This window comes from Ruminococcus flavefaciens (genome assembly GCF_900143025.1).
Classification (GTDB): domain Bacteria; phylum Bacillota; class Clostridia; order Oscillospirales; family Ruminococcaceae; genus Ruminococcus; species Ruminococcus flavefaciens_I.
The window spans coordinates 87,021-106,141 of record NZ_FRCT01000004.1; the positions used below are offsets into that span (position 1 = coordinate 87,021).

The following is a 19,121-nucleotide window of genomic DNA, read 5'->3' on the forward strand; positions in this document are numbered from 1 at the left end:
ATTTTTAATTATAGTTTTGGAGCAAATAATCAATAGCATATTCAAGTTCATAGTCATTTTCTGAATCACTAAAAATCATCATAGCCGCATCATAATCAACAGGTATTCTCAGATCAAAACCAACTTTTGCCTTACGATCAGCAGTTACTTCAAGAAATTCATTATTTTCATCAAGGGCGTAAATTATGAGATAATGTACCTCAAACATATCATCTGAACGGTAACATATTCCACCTGTTGCCTGTAAAGAATTAGAAGAAGTAATCCCCATTACAGTTACATTCGGACACCGAGACAACAGATACATTTCATAACAAAAACAAGGAGTTGCAATCATGTTTTTCATCAAATCTGTTGCAACCTTTATTATCCTATACAAATATCTGTTCCAGAAGTTCACGATTGATCTTATAGTTGCTATGTAGGTTTACGCTGCTTATTAGCTGTTTGAAAGTTACCTATCCATGCTCATCAATATCAAAGCCAGTGCTTTCTCTTCTCACAAATTATAGCAAAAAACGAAGAAAACGTCAATGTAATTACTTCGTAAATATGTACATAGAAAGAGCAGTCCCGAAGGACTGCTCAAAGTATATTCAATTAACACACTAACTCTTTTACGCCTTATAATTATTGATAACAATAGGCGATGATACCATTGAATCAAAGAAATCAAAAGCTATGACACCCATAACGCAATCAACGTTTTTGTTGACTGTAAAGTCGATTACTTTTGGATTAAGATATTTTGCATAATCCTCAGGTGTCCATCCCAGCCACATAATTCCTGCCGCTGTTCCAACTGCACTGACATGATTTATCTTCAACTTTTCAGGATCATACGGAAGATCTATATTTTCCTTTATCTCACTCAGCTTTACCTCCTCATTTGGCGCATCATAGTCATCCTGAATAACAAATTTACCTACGTTGCCATATTCATATCCATATCATTTGCTAAAGAAGTAATGATCATTAAGATTATCAAGAACAATTACCTTTCCTCTTACGTCATTAAGTAAAGGCCATCCGCTTGTGAGATTATTCTTCCAAAACAAATTTTCATAAGAATTGAACAGATCATCCATTTTCTTATTGAATGCTTCCTTGTTTTCAACACTACGCTCATTTTTTATTCTCATCAAAACAAATTCGGTATTATTTGCTTCAAGAAATTTGCTGATCAATTCAATAGTATCATTAAGACCATTTCTACAGTCTACAACACCATGGCAGCCATTCAGCTCCTGATCGATCCTGATATCAAAATATCGACATCCGAAACAAAGCTGATCCCAGATGTTCATATTCTGAGTTTTTGCAGATGAAGGAACGATACTTCCTACAAAACCGGTAAGATCAAAAGCTAAAGAATCATGTGTACCTGGAATATCCATCATGTTAATAGGCGTATTGCCTGCTGTTTTTCCCATCCAGCGTTTAAGATCCATTCGATCATCCATGATCACATACATTTCTCCGTCGTGCTGCCATTGCATAGGACACGAGGTTTTGATGCCAGGTCCTTCGATACCAGTCAGTTCAACTGATATTGAACGTGTGTTTGCATTATACATAGTTATTTCGAGAGTCTTATTTTGATCGTTTTCCAGATGATAAACAGCTGTTCCTCTGTCATCACTCGTGCATTTGAAGATGTTATCACACCATTCAACATAGAATCTTTTTCTTTCTCCAGCGGCTATCTCCTTTGGGAAATCCCAAGCTTCCATCTGATATGAATGACTATATGTTTGAATCATTTTTGAATTTGTATTATTGATAATTGTAATGTGTCCACCCTGTCCCATAATAATTTTCCTCCTTTAATTTTAGAAATAATAGTATTATATTGCAACATCTTTTTCAATTATTAGGTTCAGCATCCTGACCTTATGCAGAACAAAAGAAATTGAAGATGTTATATACAGATTATCATAGTAAATATGTGTGCATTTTATATACTTGAAATGTATTTCCTGGCAGCATAACCGATGGCTGTTGTATGGTTCTGTTTTCTCACTGATATATTTGAGTTATATGTAAATAACCTCTGCTGACAATGCCATTATAGCATATCTACAGAGGTCATGTTGTAAAATTACAAATTTGTAATCGAGAAATTTTTATATTGAAAAACTTTCTCGTCTTCATAAGTCAAGAATATATCTATATTTCATTTATGCCTTCTTCTATCCTTTTTTAACCAGATTTCGCATCAATCTAATAATACGCTATCTTCATTGTGTTATGAAACTGATATACAGAACGGCAGCCCAATTGGGCTGCCTTCGTTCATATATTCAGTAATTCTTCAATTCTCACAAAAATATTATAGTTTTATAAAATACGCCCTGATATAATCAAGTGATTTTTACAGGGCGTTTAAAAATATACTATCTAAAAATAATCATGAGCGAGGTTTTACGCCATAAAGATCTATCAATACCTCTTCAGCGCATACGTTGAATAAATAAAAATCATCGCTTGCATTTGTTGAGCATACAGGACGTATTTCCTCTGGAACATCTTCATATCCTTGCGGAAATTCTTTTTCAAGAGGGAAAGTTTCCAGAACAAAACTTCTCTTAATTTCTTCGCTACTGTAATCATATGTTCCGCCACAGTTAATCCATATAGGCTTTAATTTTTTGACCATAGACTTTTCATCTGAACATTCTGATATGTCAGTTAAGAAGCATTTACTGAGTTGATCTGAATAGTCTCTCCATTCTTCTTCAGGTATCATCTCCTGATTACGGCATGAAAGCAGAAATTGCAGTATTTGTTCGCTACGCATGATAAATTCAGCAGTGTTGCTGCGAGTGTACGTGCTAATTATGCCTTCATTATTTTTGTATTCCATCGTAAACGTTAAATGCGTAAGATCAGGTATATGTGCAATCATCATATGTCCTATCATTGGTGTTATCCACGGGCAATATTGACTTAATTTTTCCAGATAATAGATAACAGAATTTTTATATTTTTCTGTTTCATCAGTTCCGGTTATATTATTTTGAACTTTTATAAGTTTGACATTATTAACGTTAGCATTGAAACCCGAGAACATTTGATGTGCAGTAGTATCCGCAAAAATATGAAGTAAAAGACCAATTTTCATGAGAGTTTTTCTTTTGTACTTTTTATTATCACCGTATTGAGAGGTTTCTCCTTTTAACGCTGCCTGATATTCATCACGCGCTTTTTTCAACATCTCCCAAATATTTGAAAAATCATTCATAACTGCTGGATAGACGCGATATTCTTTATTACCTATCTCATTTCTTAAGTTATATATGAAGTGAAATGGAGTACATGATAATTTCTGAAAACGAGGTGTAACAAGATTAAGATAATCAAATTTTCCCAATATACCATCTGTTAAAAAACCTGTTTGAACAGGGTTAAAATATCCCAATATATTAATAATATCATAATCAGGATTTTTGATATATTCCGGAACATTACGACAATCCCACCATGCTGTATAGTCAAAATCATCAGTCATTTGAGAATACTGTGCAATCAACTGAGCTTCATCATCTGAAAAACCCGCTTTAAGTGCAAGTGATTTTAATGCAAAATAATGAAATGCAATATCCATAAACATCCCCCTTATTGTTATATCGTTTAAATGGTGTGAAATGGCATAAAATTGTACTATCAGATTTTAATCTTTACTTGCCCAACCTGAAAGACAGATAAAAAAGTCATTATAATCTTCATCATATCCGTCCTCGACACATATACCTATAACAGTGCCTACAGTCTGACCTTTTTTGCCTAATATCGACGAACTCATAAGCCGTTGATCAAGCTCTTTATCGTCTTCATCTACAGTAATTACTATCTCCATATTTTGTGATGGAATTAAACAGCATCCACAACCAAGTTGCTGTAAACTTGTACTGTGATTGTTTTTTTCGAGAGTTTGTAAAACTGCTCCGCCTGATTTGATCTGAACCGTACCTGTATTGTAACATTGAGATGTAGCATTCCAACTTACGAACCATCCTGCTGGGAAAGATTGAATTTGTATTGTAATTGATTTCGACATAATACTTCCTCCTTTAGTAAGTTATAAAAGATTTCTTAGACTTATGGTATATTGCTTTGCTAATTAATGGAAATAATTACTTCATACAGCATCCCCTCTTTTCTTTATATATTCAGAACAAAAACTACTTCAATCATTCTGTTACTCATATCCTTTAATCATATATACCCATAAAATAAAAAACGTCAAGTTCAACAAGGCATAAAAACCCTGATAAATTTGACGTATATCATTTTTAAATTATTCACTTGTCCATTAAAAAAATGCGCAAAATCCCCAAGTGTTATATTATGAAGAATTTCTATTTTGTACGAAATTTGAAAAGTATAATTTTTAGTCATAATTGTATCAGTCCCTTGTTAGAATATAATACTAAGATCTGATGTTTAATATTTTATATTTATCATGATATTTCCAAAACAATTATTACCACAAATATATTATAGCACATATTGATATATCTGTCAACATTATTTTTAAATTTTAGTTTTTATTGCTGCGCATATGCTAATAGATATTTTCTATAACTAGCTATTTATAGTTAAATTCTACCTGATATTCTCTATTACCAATTTCACCTTAGCCTGCTCCGCACCTGTTTTCGACAAAGAAGGATTTGAACGCTTTACTACGTATCTCAGTTCTATAGTCCCCGACCATATACCAAAACTCTACAGAAAATGAAAGGCAGCCCGTAATGGGCTGCCTTAGTTCATATATTCAGTTATAATTGTAGATTTCCTTTCTGCTTAGAAGCTAAAAATCATATCAGGTATTTTTATATTTGAGATTAAATTCACGTGCAGTTTCCTTGAGAGAGATTTCGATACGGCTGTCGCAGAAACGTCTTATTTCTTCGGGAATATTCTTATAATAAGCTTCGGCGATGCCTCCTGCAATACAAGCCATAGTATCAGCGTCGCCTCCGAGGGATACGGCATTTCTCACAGCGCTTTCGTAGTCAGTGGAATCGAGGAAACAAATAATTGATGGCGGCACTGAGTATTCGCAGCTGCTGTCAAAGCTATACTCAGGACGTATCTGCTCAATAGTATAACTAAGATCGTAGCGGAATTTTTCAGCGATGAATTTGCGGATAAGTTCCTTGGATTCGCCGTGACGGGCCAGAAATACGGCACAGGCAACAGCCTGAGCACCTCTGATACCCTCGCGGTGAGCGTGAGTATAATAGCAGCTTGCTTTAGCTTGCAGCATGACCTGTTCTATATCATCATAAGCGTAACCAATAGGAACTGCTCTCATTGCACCTCCGTTAGCATAGCTGTGCTGCCTTCTGAGACTTTTCTCCTTCGCCCAACGTGTAAACATGCTCCCGTATCCGGCGTGAGGATAACGAGAATAATACTGCTTGTACTGAGCCGCATACTCAAAAGCTCTTTTACGTACCCCGAACTTGCCGATATTTTTGCCGTTATTGAGTATAGCCCTGCACACAGCTGCAGTCATAACACTGGCGTCAGTAAAATGGCTTTCACGTTTAAAAGGAAATTCATAATCCTTCGTGCATGCATTTTCGTATTCCGAGCCGATAACATCACCATAGAACGCACCAAGCATAATTCACCCACTTTCATTATTTTTACATTTTATACTTTAATCACCTTATTCAGAAAAGATCCAGCATACTGTCGAGATAGATCTCTTCACGGACAGTAAGTTGGTATTCCGGCTTTGTGAGATAATAAAGCAGAAATTCAAGATTGACAGCACTTCCGAGCCCTCTGCCTTCTATTTTGAAATTAGAAAAACCGAGGGGCAGATATGTTTTGATGATGTCATCTGTACTGATAAATCCGGGATTTTTCATTGCTTTTGAAAAACGGTATCCGTCTCTGGCATCAGGTGCAGTACAGATGTGCTCGGAACAGTTTTCTCCGAGATTTTTCCGGCTAACATTTTCATAGCACGCTTTTCTGTCTTTGCAGTAAAACGAGCAGCATTCATTGCACAGAAACTCGACTTTATCTTTCTGAAATTGCAGATAGTCTTTGTGATTTTCAAGCTGTCATTTTCAGTGCAGAATAGGGTAAGTTGCTTTTTCAGTGAAACGTAGTTTGTTTTCCACTTACTAAAAACCGATAATAAAACGATTATGTATGTTTTTTTAATTCATCACAGGTAAATGCAACTTACCTGCTAAAAAATACAACTTACCGTTCTAAAAATGCAGCTTACCGAAATTCGTTTGACTATGGATGCAATGATGCTATATAATGACGAAAACAACACTTATATCAGCACAGTGCTTTACTATCTGCAAACGGAGGATAGTTCGGTATATAATATTTTAGGAGGAATATTACATGAAACACAGCAAGATCATTACATGGCTTTCCGCCACAATGCTTGGTTTGACTATTACAGCATTCTCGCCAAGGTTGACGGCTGAAGCTGCACAAGGTAACGGCACAACAGATGACGGATTCTCGTACACCTACGATACTGTTACGAAAGAAGCGACCATTACACGATATGACGGAAATGAAAAGGAATTAACAATCCCTAAAAAGGTCGGAAATTATACCGTCACAGTAATTGGAAAAGGGGTATTTCAAAGTCATAAAATTACCAAACTGACGATCCCCGGAAATGTGAAAGAAATCAAAGAATTTGCTTTTGGCTGGTGTAATTCGCTGACTTCCGTGGAATTCAAAGGTGCAACGAAAGTTGATGAACACGCATTTTATAAATGTCCGGTATTGACTGATATTTCATTGTCGAAGAATATGCCAAGCATCGGCAGTTATGCATTTCAGGCATGCAAAGGTCTTAAGACTCTAACGATCCCGGCTGATATAAAAATGGGCGGAAGTGTTTTCTCTGACTGCACCTCCCTGCATACCGTAACAATAAACGGTGCAACAGAAGTTGGCGTGAGTGCCTTTTCTGGATGTACATCACTGAAGAATATTTATCTGTCAGACAGCGTGAAAACGATTGGTTCTAGTGCTTTTTCTAATTGCACATCTTTACAATCTTATATCGTCCCTTCAAGCATTAAAACAATTGAACCTGGTGCGTTTTACAAGTGTTCTTCTTTAAATTCAGTATCAATTCAGGGGCAAACTGAAATCCAAAGCGGTGCTTTTTGGAATTGTTCTAAATTGGAAAAAGTACAGCTTTCGCCTAATTCTAGAACTCCTTCAAATCAGTGCGGTTTTATAGACTGCCCGAGTCTACATATTGTCAATGGAAAAGAAGCATTACAGTACGAAACAGACAGCAATGGTGAGATATACCCAATTATCAATCCTGCCATTACCGAATCTATCCGTGACCATTTTTGCAGAAGTGAAAATGTAGGATTTGTTGATGAATACTGTACGAAGCTTTGTGAATATATCGTCAAAACAGAAACCGATCCGTGGATGAATGATGCGTTAAAGGCAAGACAACTACATGATTGGCTCATTTGTCATTGTGAGAAAGAAAACAGCAATGACGGAAAAGATGTCGGAGATGTTGAGAATCATGTTGCTTCATCAATATTTCTTAGTTATGCCATTAATGCCCGTGGCGAGGGAATGGGAGAAACTGTATGTGAAGGTTTTGCAAAAGCATATACAATGTTGCTTACCACAGCGAAAATAGAATCTCATATAATTGGGTGTAACATACATGTCTTAAATCTTGTCAGAATAAATGATAAGTATTATACTGTTGATGTAACCAATGATGCACAGTATGAAATTTCCTATGATTCATTTCTCAAAAGTACGCCGTGTACCACTTATGATCAGTATCTCGAATACGATCATCCGTTGCTTGAGGTGTACCATAATGATATCAGCAAAGAAATTCCGAAGTGTTTGCAAGATTATCCTGACAGCAATTGGGATGGAATTCTGGATAATGACTTCGATTTGGATGGCACTGACTTTGCTCATGATTTCATGGACGATCTAAATGCATATCAGGGAATGCTGCGATTTGCATTCGGCTTTGACAGCACACCAGAACAGATCAACGACAGGCTGGGAGAGGTGCTTTCCCAACTCCATGCACTTCATAAAGGATACTGGGATTATGTAAACGATGCAGCACCGGTCAGCGTAAAAGTATCAAATGGCGGTACCGCAGAATTCAAGGTTACATTATTCGGCGAAGATCTGCATTATCAGTGGATGGTATATAACGACAGGATAGGTTGCTGGGACTATATGCAATGCGCCGAAGGCATTGAACCGACCCTTCGTTGGCCGGCTGATGAAGATACAAACGGAATGAAGTTTTATTGTTGTATTACGAATCAAGACGGATACACTATTAATTCCATGCCTGTCACGTTAACTGTGATCTGATCTAACCTTATAAAAAGTAACTGCTCTATGATTCGAATTCAAAATCGCAAAAAAACAGCGAGTCTATTTAATGAGCAAGTTGAATTTAAAGAAGCATTTCTTTGATATCAATAGAATCCTTGTCAAGCAATTATTCACTTTATACCGCAGCCATAAGGCTGCGGTATTTGGCTAATTTACGTTACTTTCCAGATGACGTTAACCGAGGTTAACAAAGAATTCTATAATAGTGAAAAACACACCCTGATATTAGTTGGTAGAATAGGGAAAAAATAACACAATTGATGTATAATTGATGTATAAAACCAATTTTGGGCATATAATCAAAAAATATAACTGCTCGCAAGATGATATAAAATCAATCCTGTGAGCAGTTATTTGTTGCCAATACAAGCCTATATTCAGGCAAACATAAAAGGCACTATATTTTGCAATATAGTGCCAAATGTTTGGTTGCGGCGGCTGGATTTGAACCAACGACCTTCGGGTTATGAGGTGACTATCCTATGTTTTACAGAGAATCACCTAGAGGCATACAGCGCGTAAAATAGCCGTATGTTCAAAAGCTTCAACGAAGCTTCGCAGAGCATTTTTGCTTTGGGTTGATGTGCGCGTTGATGTACAACACTGAAAAAACATTGTCTTGAGAATAAAGGCGCAATATTGTTTGAATAACCAAATCTAATTTGTATTATATTGCTCTACAGCAATTCTATTATTCGAAAGCAACATTGTCCTAATCAATAAATTGTTACTTTTTTTATCACATTTAATACCTTTTATCAAGGCAGTAATCGTATTAAACTATATCTAAAATATTACTTTTCAGCTCCGTAAATGAAGGAGGCTTTATTTTTTCTCATGCATTGATGTTTATTTTTTACTGCAAATCTCCTCTAGAATTTTATCTTCATAATCTTTATTAGCACCAATATTATTCTCCTTAAATTGGCTTATTTTATTAATTCCTTTTTCAATCTCCGCTATTTTTTTTTGGATAACCTCTTTGTTATGACTATCATGAACATATCTAAGTACTTGGATGAATAAGGATCTATATCCAGCTAAGATATTAATCAATTGATATTTAAATGATCTTGAAATAGGGATTTTGTTTATTTTAGAATTTATATAATATAAAAGGCAATTTACCGATTCATATTTCTTTCTTGATATTTTAATATCTCTTCCCAAAACATACCCATTTATAGATAATTCTTCATGCATTTTAATAGTTTTCTTATAGTTCAAAGAGAAACCATAGTCTTTTATAATTGTTGCAATCATATTAATAAATGTACGTTTGTGAACATCAAAATCTATTCCCGAAAACAACATATCATCAGCATATCGAGTGTATATAACATTATTTTTCTCGCAAAATCTCTCTATTCGAATATCAAGTTTTCTAAACACTAAATTTGAAATAACAGGTGATGTAATTGCTCCTTGAATCAATTTATTTTCATATGTCACTATTTCTGCAATAGAATCAATAATATACTTTTTTTCATTTTCATCACATGTATCGGCAATATAGTATTTTAAGCATTCTTTTATATGATTAATATCGATTGTACCAAAAAAATCCTTTATATCTAACCGCAAAAAGTTTCTTGTACCATTTCGGGAACAATGAGGTTCTAAATAATCAATATAGTTCCTTTGCTTAATAAATCCATATACATTACTTGGAAAATAAAAATTACAAAAAAATTTTCTTTGTAAAGCGCGTTGTATTTTGAAAAGATTTGATTTCTGATCCAATGCGAATATTATCCGTATTGAATCTCTCTTTTTCTTGTTTACAAAGCATTTATGATATGAATTCTGCTTATTCTTTAATATCTCCTTTAATTCATCCTCTGAAACATCAATTAATTCTATAAATTCCTCTTTATTAGCTATTTTAAATGAATCCATAAGCAATCCTCATATTCTATAAAAAGAGGGTATTAGTAATACCCTCTTTTCATATTTTCGTGAGTACTTCACAGAATACCGCACCGCGAGTTCGAAGCATAAACGAGCATCTTGATGCAAGTTTAAATAGCAATATGCGACCCTTGGATTCTCTAATGATAAAATCACCAGATATCTACAAGGCGATATAAAATTATGCACATTTTATACCAGTTACTACTCACTTAATAATTATACCATATTTTCTATTATTTGTAAAGTCTTATATAATGAAGGAAAATCCTTTTCAAAAATTACTCTTTGATCTATCTTCCCATAAAGGTAGTTCTTATAATAGTATTCTAACCATTCGCCGACCCATCCGCTTGTCTTTTTATCTAAAAGATCTTTTTGAAGATCATTTCCTTGATATTGAACTTTACTATTTTTGGTTCCTTCTTGTGTCTCCGTTTTTCCGTTCATTTCAGCAAGAATTAAAACAGTTTTTTCTTTATAATCAGCTATTTTACATATTCCATTATGCTGAGTCACTTTATTTTTGCTAATAGATTTACCATTCAAAAACAAGATGAATTTATCAATATTTTCGTATGTTATCAATTCGCCTTCTATAGTTGACCAATTCACTATACAGTTTTCATTTCTGCAATACCAAAGTATCATTTTCATTAATTCACTAAAATCATTATCTTCAATATAATGTGTATTTTTTTTATATGTATATTTATTCTTCAATAATAGTTCTATTTTATCAATGCATTGCTTTTTGGATATAGGCTTATTTTCATAATAACCATAATTCAATCTTTTCAATTTAGACTCATCAATTAATGGGCTTATAGTTTCTCTGGTTTTTTTTACAAAACGTTCACTCGTTTTATTATATGAAATAATCTTGTCCATATCAACTAAAAACTTAAATTTGGATCCCAAATTTATGTTTTCAACTGAAACATTTTGTAGATTAACATTATCACTGCCAGACAAATAAAAACAAACTTGTCTAAGCTTAGGGAACACTAAGCGAAGATAATAGTTATTGAATAGCTGCATTTCTGTTTTACCCTCAACATATACAATCGCATCATAAAAATAACATTCCGTTTCGTTTAAAGAAATGATTTCTTTATTGATAAAAAGAAATTTTGTATTCATTTTTCGCATTATTGAATAACGCTTATTATAGCTTACTTGATAAAGAGAAAATGAATTTGTATTACCTGTATCAGAAATAGTTTTTATAATATCCTTAATTAATTCCGGAGAATGCGTATTCATAAATAACAAGGCATTTCCTGGAATATTATCACATACACATCTCACGAATTCATAAATATAATTAGGATGCATTCCTATTTCTGGCTCATCTAATAGAATTATAGGATATTTACTACTAAATGCTGTCACCTTAGATACCAATTCAAGAAATAATAATAAGTATTTATATGAATTTGTTCCTTCAGAATAAAAATCAAGACTCATTTTATCGAACTGAAATATATTTCCACCGAATCTCATTGCAAATGCCGATTTAAATTTTGAATCAAAATGATACTTGTCAAATGAAATTTTCTGCTTTTCAAAAATCTCACTCAAAGCTTTTTCAACATCCAAGTATTTTGAACCAAATATTTTTTCAAATACTAAATTTAGTGAATCAATTATTTCTGTATCTGAAACCTTTGGTTTAGTCATGGATATATCGCTAATAATGTTCCATATTTTCTCCCATGTATATATATCCAACGACCTAGTATTTATTAAATAAACAGGGAAACATTTTTTTATAGTTTTTCTAATATTATAATCCGCATCGGACCAAATAATATTTCCATTTTTGTTCTGAATCATCTTTATTTCAATACTATTTACTGGATTAAGAAAGCTATCCCCTCCTATTTTTTTATCAATATAATCTATCTCTTCTTTCAACTTAGAATTATTCTGAGCCTTTCTTCTTAGCAGACTAATATCAAAAGAAACCGTTATTTCTGCCGTCTGATTATAAGGATTCACACTATCACATATCGAATTTGAAGAAAAATCATCACAAAGATGCTCCCAAAAATATAATATAGCTTTAGTGATATTAGTTTTTCCACTTCCATTCTTACCTAGTAAACATAAAATATTTTCATGATTATCCCTAAAATCAAATGTAACATCCTTAATTGATTTAAAATTCTTTATTATAATTTTCTCAATCATTTTACTTGCTCCATATATAACTTTTTCCAGTATAATTCATACATAAAGTCTATACTCCACTATACGCAAAATTATATCAAAAAACTAATAAAATGTCAAACAGAAGGCACCAAACGCCACCTATCCAACCATTATATTTGTTTGTACTCGCCCTTTAAGGGCGAGTATTTTAAATATTATCAAAGCTTTTTTGTTGTCATATATCTTCCAGATTATCAAAAAATGCATCTATGTATGCCAGTTTCGGCGAAGAGCCACTGTGTTTTCTGTGCTAATTATTTTATATACTGTGTCTAAGGATACAGTTTATCAGCTACTATACAATCTACTTGTTCAAAACTCAAATTAAACTTTCAACTCAGAAAGTAATCATCTATATCTTCAATTGTGTTCAGTATATCATTCTCAGAAACTCCAATGTATCTTGCTAGTTGAATAGAACCATCAAAAGCTTGAACACAATCAACCGCAAATGCATCCTCTAATATCAAAAAATATTCTTTCATGGCTTCGTTTAGCTGCTCAACATATAGCTTATATTGAACATCCAACGAATGAGATAGTGCTTCGATTTCTAGAATGTAGCTTTCAATTAATTGCTTATCTTGTTTTTTCAAACTTTCCTTGGCAGTTTGATAGATTAGATTTCCTATCGTATTTCCAATTACAGCTCCGACTACCGGAATCGGAATAACTGCTTGCCCAATAAACGATGACAATGCGCTTACCGACACATCTACACACAACTTTTCTGAGTTCCTTAAAAAGTCTTCTTGAGTAATCTTACCTTCCTTCATCAAATAGGCTTGCTGTGCAATACCAAACGAAGCTGTAACTAGCGCATTTGCTACGGCAGCAGGTGTTGCGGTATAATTCGTAAGGGCATATATGGAAATTCCACGAACACTGCCTTTAACTGTTCCCAGTCCAGTCTTCTTACATATCTCTGCCCAGTCATCGTTTGAGAAATCCTTTATAGACTTTCCAGACTTTATTATTTTTCGTATTTCCAGACCGAAAGTAACTCCACCTTCAACAACTGCTGAAATTGCACCTGCTTTTAGTCCTTCTTGTAATGTCGGTTTGCTCTGTGCATAAACCTCATCTCTGATAGCTTCATCTTTTTTCTTGATTGCTTTTCTTTCATCGGATATTGTTTTTTCAATCGTGTTAGATTGTACCGACTCATATTTTAAGATGGAAGGTTCTATATCTGAAAACTTCACATCTCCATTTTCAAAGAAACTATGAACTTCTCTCCACTGTTTTAATGAGAATTCACCTGTTTCAGTAGGCATTCTATTTGCCTGTTCTTTTGATATGGATAGCAGATATTTTATTTTATCATAATGATCTTGTGGAATTTGATAGCGACAGCCTTTTTTTATAAACCACGGATATGTGGAAAAATGTTGTTTAATTGCTTGGAGAGATAAATGGTTTTCTGCATTTACAAACTTTTGTTGGATTTGAATGCCATCACGTATAAGATCAGCAGGTCCATTATCATTTATCCATTCATATGCTGGAGCGTTACCAACAATTTCTTGTCGTGCGTTTCCTATACCACACTCTGCCACCTCAGCAATAAAACCATGCATCCCCTTAACACCGCCACGATTTCTGATGATAATATCCTCCTTTATCGTAGAAAGTGTTTTATTTAATGTATGCAAAGCTTGATTAAGATTTGTATTCTGTGCTTGAATTGCCTTGAATAAACGGTCTAACCTAATTTGATTAAGATAATTGATCCACGATGCAACCGCTTGCTCTTGATCAGATTTAGCTATTTTGCTTGTTTTTCCATCTTTCATATTATCACTCCATCATGATAACACTTTGCTTATAAGCATGGATAATGATTTTGTATTGTTTACAATTGCTCCGATAGCTCTTTTTTGCTCATCAGTAAACAGCGAATAGTCTTGATTTGATAACGAACTATAATCAATCAGTTGATTCTTGAGTTTATGATTGAACTTCATAGTTTCTGCTTTTAGTAATTCAATATCTGTTTGCAGTTTTTTCAATGTATATGTACAATTTTTCATTCTTTCGATTTCTTGCTTCTTACTTTCTTGAATCTTTCGCTTTTTTCTCCAAAACAAGAGAACACTTGTAAAAATTGAAGCTCCGGCTAATCCCCATCCAACGGGGCCAGCAAGTGCTAGAAGCGCTTGTCCCGCAGCCATTCCTCCACCGCCTGCGGTTAATGCTCCGCCACCGAGCCACGATAGTGCAGCATTTGTAGCAGCAGCACCACTTAATGCGGAAATAGCTGTTCCTGTTGAAGCAGTTCCAAAAGTTGTAGCTACCCACATGGCAGCAGTTGGAGCCATACTTGCAACAGCAGCTCCGGCCGCAACACCTGTACCAGCCCCAACAGCAGATTGCTTTAGCTTTTTATGTTCTTCCTTTCCAAAATCAATCGCTTTTTTAAACTCCTCTTTCTTGGACGATATTTCAGAAACATCTGTATCATACTCCTTTGGATGTTTAGCTAGGCTATTAATAAAAGCTGTAACCCTATCAATTATTTCAACCGAATCATTACGGATTTGAAATAACTCTTCTCCTGCAGCACTAAAAGCAGAATATGCACTGTCATACTCATCATTTGCTTTTTGAAGCTGTCGATCAAGGGCTTTTTCAGGATAAAGTAAATCCTCTGTTTCCTCAATAAATGGAATGAAAGCTTCCTCTTCATCACTTAATGGAAGCTTCTTACTTTGACAAAAATCAAGATATGCTTGATAAGCATTCCTATGTGTATCAAAAACTCTCTTATATTTTATTTTGTCGATTGTGTGCTTTCCCTTTGCAACGTTTTTTTCAGCGCTATGTTTAACAAAACTGACAATTCCTTTTTGTGTATTTTTACTTTGAACAACACTGTTGGTTGCTTTTATACTTTCATTAATGCTTCGAATACTATCGATATGAGGTTGAACTTCGCGCCGCTTAAAGAACCGCACAATTTTCCAATAGCGATACATCTGATTAGTAGCTTTCCAATATATCAACATCGATGCTGCAGCAACAGAAGCTATTAATAGGATTATTAATGTAATATACATAGTATTTTCCTCTCATAATCAATTCTTCGGATATCTGATATCAGCACTCTATTGCCATTTATTTAGGTTAATAAGCTCCCATATAGGGAGCTTATTCTATATAGTTTTAAGATTATTTGCTGTATTAATGATTTCTTGTAGAATTAATATATCTTCCGACTTATCCAGAATGTGCATTTTTGTATGACAATTCAGACACAGAGCAACTGTATTGTCAGTGCTATCTGCCCCACCTAGTGATAGTCAGATAACGTGATGTACCACAAATATTGTTCAATCTTTTTATCGTTAACTGGAGCAGGCTGCAATACTGGCTTATACCTTTTGCTCGCTTTCTGGTTTCTTTTACGACATCTGCACTTCTGTTAAAAATATTTGAAGTTGCGTTTGTCTGATACTCACATGCTCACTGAAAATACAGCTTATCCTATACTCTTTGATATCTTGCTTACATTATACTTTAATCATCATATAACATCTGTTCAATCAAATCATTTGTTAACTTGGCAAGTGGTGTATTTAAATAGTCATGATAAGGTAACGTTCCGAGGCTCATGCTCCTTAAATCATCAATGTCATCAATAATATCGTTATATGATTGATAAATGCTTTCAATACAATCATCATTAAAAATGTATATGCGTTTAATTAAGTCAATAATAAATTCCCTATGTTCATTATAAATGTCCTCAAGTTTAAAGCAATTATTATGCTTATTAATTATTCTTGAAGCATCTGCATTCTTGCTACACATTTTGACTAATCGTTTTTTCTTGATATTCATTTCATCAAGAAGAAGAGGAACAGTATCAATCAAATTAAAATGAATATCATATTCTTCAAAAGATTCCTCATATGGATAAAGCAAATTTATAGTATCTTTACTGCTTTTACTTTTGTTACATATACCACATGATGGTATAAGATTATATATAGAAATAGCCAGCCAAGGATAATCATCTTTAGAATAGAAATGATCAAATTCAGGACGTGTCTTTTTTCCTTCTTCTACGGTAAAAGTGTACAATCGATTACAGTAAGGGCACACTGAAGCATTTATAATGGATAATATTTCATATGCACAGGCACGGTGACTAAAATTTGTGTATTGTTTAGTAAATTCCTTTTTTATTTTCTCTTTTATAGTTAGATTATTGGCACTTTCTATTTCAAAGACCGTCTTAACTTTATTACCAAAAGCTAATAGTTTTTTACGTCCAAAAATCTTACAATTTTCTTTCAATTTCTCTTTTGTTCCTATTAGTTCTAATGTTTGAGTAAGCTTGTTGCTCCTTAGAACTTCTAAAACACATTCGTTATATCCTTTCCATAAAAAACTGTCAATATCATTATCAATTATTGAGTTAATCCTTTCTATTTGATTTATTGATAAATTAATTTTAATCATCTATATCACCACTATTCAGAATCTCATTAATAACAGTAAGCGATTCCGTTAACTGCTTTTGAAGTCGTAATAATTCTTTTTTATCTTTCGATGTTTTTTCTTCTTTTATAACTGAAATCATCCCATGCTTTGTTTTTATCAACTTTTTACGTAGTTCACTTCTTATTATATCGCTGCCAACCATATTAATTAAAAGCTCATCGCTATCACTATTCTTTCCTTTATTAAGTCTATCAGACAAGTCAAGAAGTTTTAAACGTGCATATTCACCAACAGCACCATTTTCTAGAAAGAATGCATCCTTCAGAATAGTGTAAATATTAGCTCCAAAAGTCTCCTTTCTAGCATCTGGATTGCACGCATAACTTCTTCCATTTTCTTTTCTATAAAGATATATTGTATTTGATTTAGGAAAATCAGACAATAGTAATGGTGAATGTGTTGTAAGTATAATCTGAACTTTCTTATCCTTTAATATTATACCAATTCTATCAATCAACACTTTGATGATTTGCCTCTGCCACTCAGGATGTGAATATAGATCAATCTCGTCTATAAGAATGAGATAATTATTATTGAATGTAGTTGTACTGTTATTTATTTTGCCTTCAGATGATTCATCGTCATTTTCTTCAGGAGTATTATACATTATTTTATCAAATGTCGGTATTGCTACTAACCATGAAAAGAAATTTGTTAAGGCTCTTTCACCAGAACTCATGTAGTTATCTCTTATTGTTAAATAGCGTAAAACATAGGAGTTACCACTTTCATATCTTCTTTCTACGAAATCTACACATCGTCTAAACTCATTATGTTTACTATAATAATCGATTTTTCTATCATATCTTATAGCCATATCATAATTATTATTAATAAGATTATCATATGGATCAAGTGAAGAAGTTATACCTGTAAATTCTTCTATTTCGGCATAGTAATCATTATATTTTTTATTATCTTTAATGGAATCAATTACGTCTCTTAAGGACTTTTTTATTTCATCAATACCATTTGACGGAAGCTCATTAATATCGTGATAGAAATATATTTCAAAAAGCAAATTATAATATAATAAGTTCGATATATTTTTCGTTATATCTTGTCGAATTGATGTATACTTATTCAAGAATTCTGTTTTCTTTCTATTGAATTTTTCATGTTCATTATATTCTTTCTTATATTTTTCTTCTATTTCCCAAATAGATTTTATTCCTATCGAAGGGATTTTTATTGTGTCAATCTCTCTTAAGCGATCATTACTTAACAGAAAACTATAGTAAGCAATATCCAAAATATCTTGAAATGAATTGCTATCCCTGTAAATTAGCCAAGCAAACTCTTTGTCATTTTGAGTAATATTTTCTAATTTGCCCTTACCAAATATTCTCCTATAAAAGCTATTTGAAATAAGCTTTATAGAAGATGGATGAATATTATAATTAATTACTGGATTAATAGTAGAATACCCTTCTAAACGTTCATTAACATATAGGCTATTGGAAAGATATACTATTGTTTGCTTTCGTAATTCGGCTAATGTTAAAACGTCATCATCTCCATTTGCATGAAAAACTTTATAATCTCCAGTATCCAGATCATTTTCTAAATTGTGAAATACAAATATCTCTTCATTTTCATCTTTGAATACATATATTGATTTTCTATCTTTATATTCTTCTTCTTGAAATAGTTCATATCCCTCTTCACCTGAGAACTTTTGAATGCAGCTATTACAAGCTATATAAGATAATAGCGACGTCTTACCAGATCCATTTGAACCTACAACCGATGTAATATTCAAAATTGGCTCCTGTTTAAATATATTCAAAACCTTTTCACTTTTTATTTCTATATATATTTTTTGAGGATTCTCCAAATCATCAACACAAATATGGTATTCAGGTGAGAAATTAAATTCATTGCAATAAAAACAATTATCTCTATAAATCCATAAATATAATAATTCCATTATTTTACCAACTTTCAAATCAAATAAATAACAACAATAACTTTGAAAACGTAAAAACACGTTCATTGGTTGACACTTACTTGTCATCGAAGAGACTATTTATAAGCGCAGATATTATAAGTTTACGTTTGAATCAAAAAATAGCAAA

At 33.2% G+C, this 19,121-nt stretch carries 13 protein-coding genes and 2 pseudogenes; 1 reads left to right on the forward strand and 14 read right to left on the reverse strand.

The features are described from left to right. Window positions 1-4: 4 nt before the first annotated feature. From BUB28_RS16700 to BUB28_RS05615, 7 genes and pseudogenes are all read right to left on the reverse strand, one after another. Entirely contained in the window at window positions 5-346 is a 342-nt protein-coding gene (locus BUB28_RS16700; RefSeq protein WP_139277517.1) for a hypothetical protein, read from the reverse strand. A gap of 271 nt (window positions 347-617) precedes the next feature. Continuing rightward, complete coding sequence (locus tag BUB28_RS16985) at window positions 618-782, reverse strand: hypothetical protein (protein ID WP_175547804.1); 165 nt, start codon at window positions 780-782, stop codon at window positions 618-620. Between the two features lie 168 nt (window positions 783-950). Then, window positions 951-1,811 (reverse strand): phosphatidylinositol-specific phospholipase C domain-containing protein, encoded by an 861-nt coding sequence (locus BUB28_RS05595; protein WP_072949659.1) that lies wholly within the window; start codon window positions 1,809-1,811, stop codon window positions 951-953. 599 nt (window positions 1,812-2,410) lie between these two features. Next, the gene (locus BUB28_RS05600) at window positions 2,411-3,607 is read right to left on the reverse strand and encodes a DUF6765 family protein (RefSeq protein ID WP_072949661.1); all 1,197 of its coding nucleotides are present in this window, start codon (window positions 3,605-3,607) and stop codon (window positions 2,411-2,413) included. Window positions 3,608-3,673: 66 nt separating this feature from the next. After that, window positions 3,674-4,060: a hypothetical protein gene (locus BUB28_RS05605; protein WP_072949663.1), complete on the reverse strand. Its 387-nt coding sequence runs from the start codon at window positions 4,058-4,060 to the stop codon at window positions 3,674-3,676. 768 nt (window positions 4,061-4,828) lie between these two features. Then, complete coding sequence (locus BUB28_RS05610; RefSeq protein ID WP_072949665.1) at window positions 4,829-5,638, reverse strand: ADP-ribosylglycohydrolase family protein; 810 nt, start codon at window positions 5,636-5,638, stop codon at window positions 4,829-4,831. Between the two features lie 49 nt (window positions 5,639-5,687). Then, window positions 5,688-6,059 (reverse strand): annotated as a pseudogene (locus BUB28_RS05615) (hypothetical protein); the annotation flags it as partial. Window positions 6,060-6,384: 325 nt separating this feature from the next. On the opposite strand from BUB28_RS05615, the gene BUB28_RS05620 reads away from it, so the two are divergent. After that, entirely contained in the window at window positions 6,385-8,382 is a 1,998-nt protein-coding gene (locus tag BUB28_RS05620; protein ID WP_081373397.1) for a leucine-rich repeat protein, read from the forward strand. A gap of 873 nt (window positions 8,383-9,255) precedes the next feature. Here the strand turns inward: BUB28_RS05620 and BUB28_RS05625 are convergent. The 7 genes and pseudogenes from BUB28_RS05625 to BUB28_RS05650 all read right to left on the reverse strand — a co-directional run bounded on the left by BUB28_RS05625 (window position 9,256) and on the right by BUB28_RS05650 (window position 18,991). Then, window positions 9,256-10,305, reverse strand: a complete 1,050-nt coding sequence (locus BUB28_RS05625; protein ID WP_072949666.1) for a reverse transcriptase family protein — start codon at window positions 10,303-10,305, stop codon at window positions 9,256-9,258. Window positions 10,306-10,536: 231 nt separating this feature from the next. Next, window positions 10,537-12,513: a retron Eco8 family effector endonuclease gene (locus BUB28_RS05630; RefSeq protein WP_072949668.1), complete on the reverse strand. Its 1,977-nt coding sequence runs from the start codon at window positions 12,511-12,513 to the stop codon at window positions 10,537-10,539. A 353-nt stretch (window positions 12,514-12,866) separates the two neighbouring features. Next, window positions 12,867-14,330 (reverse strand): hypothetical protein, encoded by a 1,464-nt coding sequence (locus BUB28_RS05635; protein WP_072949670.1) that lies wholly within the window; start codon window positions 14,328-14,330, stop codon window positions 12,867-12,869. A 12-nt stretch (window positions 14,331-14,342) separates the two neighbouring features. Then, the gene (locus BUB28_RS05640; RefSeq protein WP_081373398.1) at window positions 14,343-15,593 is read right to left on the reverse strand and encodes a hypothetical protein; all 1,251 of its coding nucleotides are present in this window, start codon (window positions 15,591-15,593) and stop codon (window positions 14,343-14,345) included. A 96-nt stretch (window positions 15,594-15,689) separates the two neighbouring features. Then, a pseudogene (locus BUB28_RS17625) lies at window positions 15,690-15,827 on the reverse strand (HNH endonuclease); the annotation flags it as partial. A gap of 226 nt (window positions 15,828-16,053) precedes the next feature. After that, complete coding sequence (locus BUB28_RS05645; protein WP_072949672.1) at window positions 16,054-17,001, reverse strand: hypothetical protein; 948 nt, start codon at window positions 16,999-17,001, stop codon at window positions 16,054-16,056. Next, window positions 16,994-18,991, reverse strand: coding sequence for an AAA family ATPase (locus BUB28_RS05650; RefSeq protein ID WP_207647083.1), 1,998 nt, complete (start codon window positions 18,989-18,991; stop codon window positions 16,994-16,996). The genes BUB28_RS05645 and BUB28_RS05650 overlap by 8 nt, the downstream gene beginning before the upstream one ends. Window positions 18,992-19,121 lie beyond the last annotated feature (130 nt).

Coding starts and splice junctions, on each gene's coding strand:
- BUB28_RS05625 (WP_072949666.1), bottom strand. CDS start 10,305: ATGGATTCATTTAAAATAGCTAATAAAGAGGAATTTATAGAATTAATT.
- BUB28_RS05595 (WP_072949659.1), bottom strand. CDS start 1,811: ATGGGACAGGGTGGACACATTACAATTATCAATAATACAAATTCAAAA.
- BUB28_RS05635 (WP_072949670.1), bottom strand. CDS start 14,330: ATGAAAGATGGAAAAACAAGCAAAATAGCTAAATCTGATCAAGAGCAA.
- BUB28_RS05610 (WP_072949665.1), bottom strand. CDS start 5,638: ATGCTTGGTGCGTTCTATGGTGATGTTATCGGCTCGGAATACGAAAAT.
- BUB28_RS05620 (WP_081373397.1), top strand. CDS start 6,385: ATGAAACACAGCAAGATCATTACATGGCTTTCCGCCACAATGCTTGGT.
- BUB28_RS05630 (WP_072949668.1), bottom strand. CDS start 12,513: ATGATTGAGAAAATTATAATAAAGAATTTTAAATCAATTAAGGATGTT.
- BUB28_RS05605 (WP_072949663.1), bottom strand. CDS start 4,060: ATGTCGAAATCAATTACAATACAAATTCAATCTTTCCCAGCAGGATGG.
- BUB28_RS16985 (WP_175547804.1), bottom strand. CDS start 782: ATGTGGCTGGGATGGACACCTGAGGATTATGCAAAATATCTTAATCCA.
- BUB28_RS05645 (WP_072949672.1), bottom strand. CDS start 17,001: ATGATTAAAATTAATTTATCAATAAATCAAATAGAAAGGATTAACTCA.
- BUB28_RS16700 (WP_139277517.1), bottom strand. CDS start 346: ATGAAAAACATGATTGCAACTCCTTGTTTTTGTTATGAAATGTATCTG.
- BUB28_RS05640 (WP_081373398.1), bottom strand. CDS start 15,593: ATGTATATTACATTAATAATCCTATTAATAGCTTCTGTTGCTGCAGCA.
- BUB28_RS05600 (WP_072949661.1), bottom strand. CDS start 3,607: ATGGATATTGCATTTCATTATTTTGCATTAAAATCACTTGCACTTAAA.